The sequence below is a fragment of the Streptomyces sp. LS1784 genome, assembly GCF_020103755.1.
In the GTDB taxonomy this organism is placed as follows: Bacteria; Actinomycetota; Actinomycetes; order Streptomycetales; family Streptomycetaceae; genus Kitasatospora.
Map to the genome: position 1 here is coordinate 1 of NZ_JAHSQD010000564.1, position 5220 is coordinate 5220.

Annotated in this window: 3 protein-coding genes; all 3 read right to left on the bottom strand. The window is 75.4% G+C overall.

The window, feature by feature from the left end; genetic code table 11:
• Nucleotides 1–733: hypothetical protein (locus tag KS423_RS37735; protein WP_224284255.1), on the bottom strand; the 733-nt coding region annotated here is incomplete at its 3' end.
• 8 nt (nucleotides 734–741) lie between these two features.
• Nucleotides 742–3048 carry a lantibiotic dehydratase family protein gene (locus KS423_RS47685; RefSeq protein WP_263455661.1) on the bottom strand — a complete coding sequence of 769 codons (2307 nt, stop codon included), beginning with the start codon at nucleotides 3046–3048 and terminating at the stop codon, nucleotides 742–744.
• The coding region (locus KS423_RS37745) for a lantibiotic dehydratase (protein ID WP_224284254.1) at nucleotides 3045–5220 on the bottom strand (2176 nt) is incomplete at its 5' end. The genes KS423_RS47685 and KS423_RS37745, both read right to left, overlap by 4 nt.

Here is a 5220-nt window from a genome sequence, read left to right on the forward strand (position 1 = left end):
CGGCGGGCAGCGCCGCCGCCTCGTCCGGGGCCAGCCAGCCCGCCCAGGGGGCGCCGGCCTGCCACTCGGCCGCACGGCGGACCCAGCGGACCGGTGCGCCGTCCCCGGACCACTCCTTGCCCAGCCGCCAGGCCGGAGCCCAGTCGTCGAAGCCCGCCGCCGAGAACGGGGCGAGCGCGCGCAGCGCCTCCCGGTGCGCGGTGGCGAACCGCCCGCACAGCACGACCCGTTCGGGGCCGAGCGCCTTCAGGAGCACCACGGCCGCCGGGAGTTGCTGATCGGTCTCGATCACCAGGTGCACGCGACCGTCCGGGGCTGCTGCACGGGTCCACCGCGCCTCGGGCCCCAGCAGCTCGGTCCGCTCGGCGGCCGGCACCACATCGGCCCCGCACTCGGTGGTGCCGGCGACGAGTTCCACGTCGTCCGCGGCCAGCCGCAGGGCCGGATCGGCCTCGCCCGCCAGCCGCAGCGCCATGCCCATGGCCCGCAGCCGGCCCGCGGCATGGCCGCTCCGTGCGGTGACCCGCGCGGCGGCCCGTGCGAACAGCGCCTTGGCCCGGTTCTCCGCGGGGTCGGTCCCGCCGCGCCTGCCGAGGGCGTAGTCGTCGGCCAGTCCGGCGAGCGCCCCGGTGCCCGTGAGGCGTGCGATGAAGTACGCGTTCACATCGATCAGTTCGTCGTCCGGCCCGAGGTCCGGTTCCAGACTCGGATCGAACAGGGGAGGGAGCACCACCCGGCGCATCACCGCTCACCACCGCCCCGCAGGTACACACAGCGCAGCTCGGAGGCGAAGCGCAGCTCCCCGTCCCGCAGCCAGGCGTCCTCGGGCGCGGGCAGCGCCTCGGACACCAGGAGCTGTTCCGCCGTGCCCGCCAGCCGGGCCATGCCCTTGAGCAGTTCCGGGCTCGCGGTGTCCACGTACACCGGCTTGCGTTCGGCCGGCGACTTCACGAAGAAGCGGTCGGGCAGGCCCCGTTCCCGGACCAGCCGGGCCGACGCGAGCAGCCGCTCGTCCTCCCGCCGGCTGCTGTGCGCCTCCAGCACCGCGGCGCTCGGCAGCGCCCAGCGCCGCCGCGAGAACACCACGTTGCCCCAGCGCAGCCGTGGCACGTGCGGCAGGTCCGGCAGCACAGGGCGGCGGATCCGGGGCAGCGCCAGCGCGGTGTGCACGGCGGTGTCGAGCTCGCCGTTGTGGAACAGCAGGCTCCGGCCGGGATGGGTGTCGCCGCGCAGGACGACCTCCTCGCCGTCGCTCTCCAGCCACAGCTGGTCCAGGCCGATCCGCGCCCGGTCCGGGCCGGCCTTGCCGCCCAGTTCGAGCACGACGCCGGGGAACTCCAGCGGCGGCAGCCCGGTCGTACGGCGCGAGATCACATTGACGGCCACCTGGTCGCCCAGTGCCCTGCGCACCCCGGCGTCCCGCTCGGCGAGCAGCGCCGCAGCGTCCGGATGGAACTGCAGCGCCCACGGGGTGAGCAGCGCCGCGTCGTGGATGTCGCCGAGCACGAGCGGGGTCGCCCCCGGCTCGTATCCGGCCAGGTCGGGAGCCGCGATCAGGACGTCGATGGAGCAGAGCACCGGGGCGGCGGGCGGTGGCGGTGCGGGGAGCAGCCCCGCCACGTCGAGTTCGGCCCGGTCCGCGCCTTCGGCCTCGATCACCCGGCTCAGCTCGGCGCCGAGCGCTCCGCCCGTCTCGATGTCGAGGTCCGCGCACTCCCGCAGCGCCCGCAGCAGCGGGATCCTTCCCGCTCCCAGCCGGGCCGCGACCGCCCGGTTGGTGCGCAGGCGGGTCGCCTCGGCCTCGTGGGCCAGCAGGTCGAGCACCGGCGCGACGGCGTCGCACATGTCGCGGGCCAGCGGTCCGCGGACCTCCAGCCCGGCCGTGCCGACGGCGGCCTCGTGGATGATGACCCGGTCGTTGTAGAAGCGGCCGCGCTCCGCCGAGCGGTCGGTGACGGGCAGCAGCGACTCCAGTTCGGCCTGGACGGTCAGTTTCCGCTCGGGCGGCGCCGACGGGTAGTCGTCGAGCAGGCCGAGCACCTTCACCAGCAGGGCCCGCACCCCGGCCGCGCGGGCGGCCGCTTCGGGGTCCGAGGCGTCGATGCGGTCCACGGTCCAGCGCAGCGGGTCGACCACGGTCGCCGGCGGGCACAGGGTGTGCGTCAGCGTCCCCTTCGCCACGGCCGCCGTGAACGCCGCCACCGCCTCCGGGACGCCGGCACCGCACCCGGACGCGATCAGGGCCACCGTCCGTACGCCGTCGGCCTCCCGCAGCAGCGCCGCGCCGACGCCCGTACCGCGGGGCGTCCCCGTGATCGTCTTGCGCACCGGTACCAGCCGTTCGGCCAGCGCCGGATCGCCCAGCAGCAGGTCCTGCACGGCGTCGTTGACCCGGGCCGCGGTGTGCGCCTGGCGGACCCGGATCGCGGTGTGGCCCTCCCAGTCCAGCGCCGTGGCGGCGTCGGAACCGGGGTTGAGCCGCCCGTAGTTGATGGGCCCGAAGAAGCTCATCGTCTCGCTCTTGGACGCCAGCCGCTGTGCGTAGGAGGCGAGTTGGCGCCGGATCCGGCCGCCGCCCGCACCCCGGGCGAGATCGCGGTGGACGGCCGGCGACGAGCAGACGATGGCGTCGTTGACCCGCGGATCGGTGCGGATGGCGGCGAGCGCCTCGTCGACCGCCGCCGTGTCGGCCTCGACGGTGGCGGTGAGCCGCTCGCGCACCGCGGTCACCTGCTCCGCCGCGGCGTTCCACTCGGCCAGCCAGTCGGCCGGGAGGTTGTCCGACGCGGGCAGCGGCCGCAGACCGCGCAACTTGGCCTGCTGGCCCCGGGCCAGCCGCCCCGTCGGGTTCAGCCGTGACGCCACGTCGGCCGACCGGGCCTCCAGGGCGAACAGCTCCTCGATGAGCAGACGGGTCCGTTCACAGGCCAGTCGCTCGACCATCTGCCAGGGGAACCCGGCGCTGCGCAGGACGACGGTGGGCAGCAGCTCCCAGCCGTGCCGCCGCGACGCCGGCTTCTGCGCAGAGTGGGCGGAATGGGGTGTCATGACGCCGCCCTCTTCATGGCGATCCGGAACTCCGAGGTCACGGGGGCCCCGCCGTGGCGCAACCACAGCGCGTCCGGCGCCGGCCTCATCTCGGCCAGCGACACGGCCGCACTGTCACCGGCCAGCACCATCGCCACCAGGGCGTCGACGGCCAGCGGACTGTCCAGGTCGATCCCCACCGGCTTCGGCTCGTGCGGAAGGGAGGCGAAGCAGAACCGGGGCACGCCGTGCCGGGCCCGCAGCGACTGGACGGCGAGGAAGGCGGCGGCGGGGTCGCGCGCCGCGTCGACCCCGAGGTCGGCCCGGTCGAACCACCAGCGGGCCCGCTGCACGAGCAGGTTCCCGACCACGATCCTCGGCGCGAAGTCCCCGATCCGCACCAGCGGCAGCCCCACGCCGGGGGCGGCGAAGGCCCGCAGGTGCACGTGGTCGTCCTCGCCGGCGTACAGGGTCAGTTCACCGTCGGGGGTGCGCAGCCGGGGCGTGCCGTCCACCAGGACGACCGTCAGATCGGTCAGCGGTACGGTCCGCTCCCGGTCGTCGGTGGCCACCGAGGTGATCTCGATGAAGCGGCCCGGGAACCAGTCGGCCACCAGGCCCTTGTGGCGCCTGCGGCGGATCACCGTGGCCAGCCGCTCTGGGCCGCCCCACGGTTCGAGGCCCGCCGCGAAGTCGCCCAGCATCCGGTCCTGTTCGTCGCAGAACAGTCCCTGTGAACCCCAGGCGAAGACGTACGGGTGCAGTTCGCCCAGCACCAGCAGCTCGCCGCCGTCCTCCCGGCTCTCCAGCATCAGGTCCGGGCTGACGAACCGGTGCCGGCCGGGCCCGGGCGCGAACGCCGCGAGGTCGGCGGGGGAGAGCCGGGCCTCCTGGCCCTGCACGGCGGACTCCACCAGCGCCGCGTAGTCCCGCTTGAACCCGATCAGTGGTCCCGCGAGCCGGTCCAGACCGCCCTCCTCCACCGAGGCGCGCATCCGGCGGATCAGATCGTCGTACGGCATGGCGTCGCCGCCCGCCTCGCGCATGATCTGCGCGCACAGCTCGGCAGCCGCCTGCTGCTGGAGCTCGCCGTAGCGGGCGGCCACGTCCAGCACCGGGCTGAGCTCGGACTCCCAGTGCCCGGCCACGTCGCCACCGATCACCACCGGGCTCTGGTCGCCCTTGGCGTCCAGGGACACCACCAGCCGGTCCGCGTACATCCGGCCGCCGGCGCGGCGCGCGTCGACCTCGGTGAGCCGGGTGAAGCACTCCTCGACGTACTCCAGCGCGGTCGCCCGGGCGCGGTGGCCCTCGGCCGCCGCGTAGGCGTCGGCCAGATCGCGCAGTTCCCGCAGCCGTGCCGGCCAGGCGGTGCCCTCCGCGTAGCGGTCGGCCCAGGAGACCAGCCAGTCCAGCGGCCGCGCCGCCGTGGACGGCGGCTCGGGCCAGAGCCGGACGGCCCCCGCCTGCCGCAGCCGGTCCAGCACCCGGCGCGTCTCCGCGAGGTCGAGTCCCGCCAGCGCCGCCAGTTCGACGGTGGAACGCCGCCCGTCGACGGCCTCGGCGAGCTGCCAGCGCACCCCGGACAGAGTGATCCGGCGGCCGTCGGCGGACTGGATCGTCCCCGACCCCGGCGACCCGGCCGGTGCCCTGCGGCAGGACGGCATCCAGGCCACCGGCGGGCGGTCCCGCACCTGTGGGTCCGTCCCGATGAGCTTGGCCAGCTCGCACACCGCCCAGAACGCGGTCTGCGCCTCCAGGACGTGGTAGCCGGAGTCCGTCTCGGGGCCGAGGGCCGTGCCCTCGGCTGCACGGTCGACCCGGCCGTGCACCAGCGGGCCGAAGTAGCTGGTCGTCTCGTTCTTCGCGCCGAGCCGCTGGCCGTACAGATAGACGCGGCGATAGAAGGACCGGTCCTTGGCGCGGTTGCGGCCGGTCGCGCCGTCCTGCTGGTGCCAGCCGTCGGCCCAGCGCACCGCCTCGGTGTGGAAGGACGGCGACAGCTGGAGCAGGGCGTCGCACACCCGCTCGTCGCGGAGCAGGTCGCGGACCCGCTCCGGCCGCCGCAGCACCTCCTCACCCAGGGCGGCGGTCAGCCGCTCGCCCACCTGCTGCCGCGCGGAGTGCGCCGCGCGGTAGGCGTCGACCGCCGAGGCCACGTCGTCGCCGCGCGGGCCGGGCTCGACCGGCAGG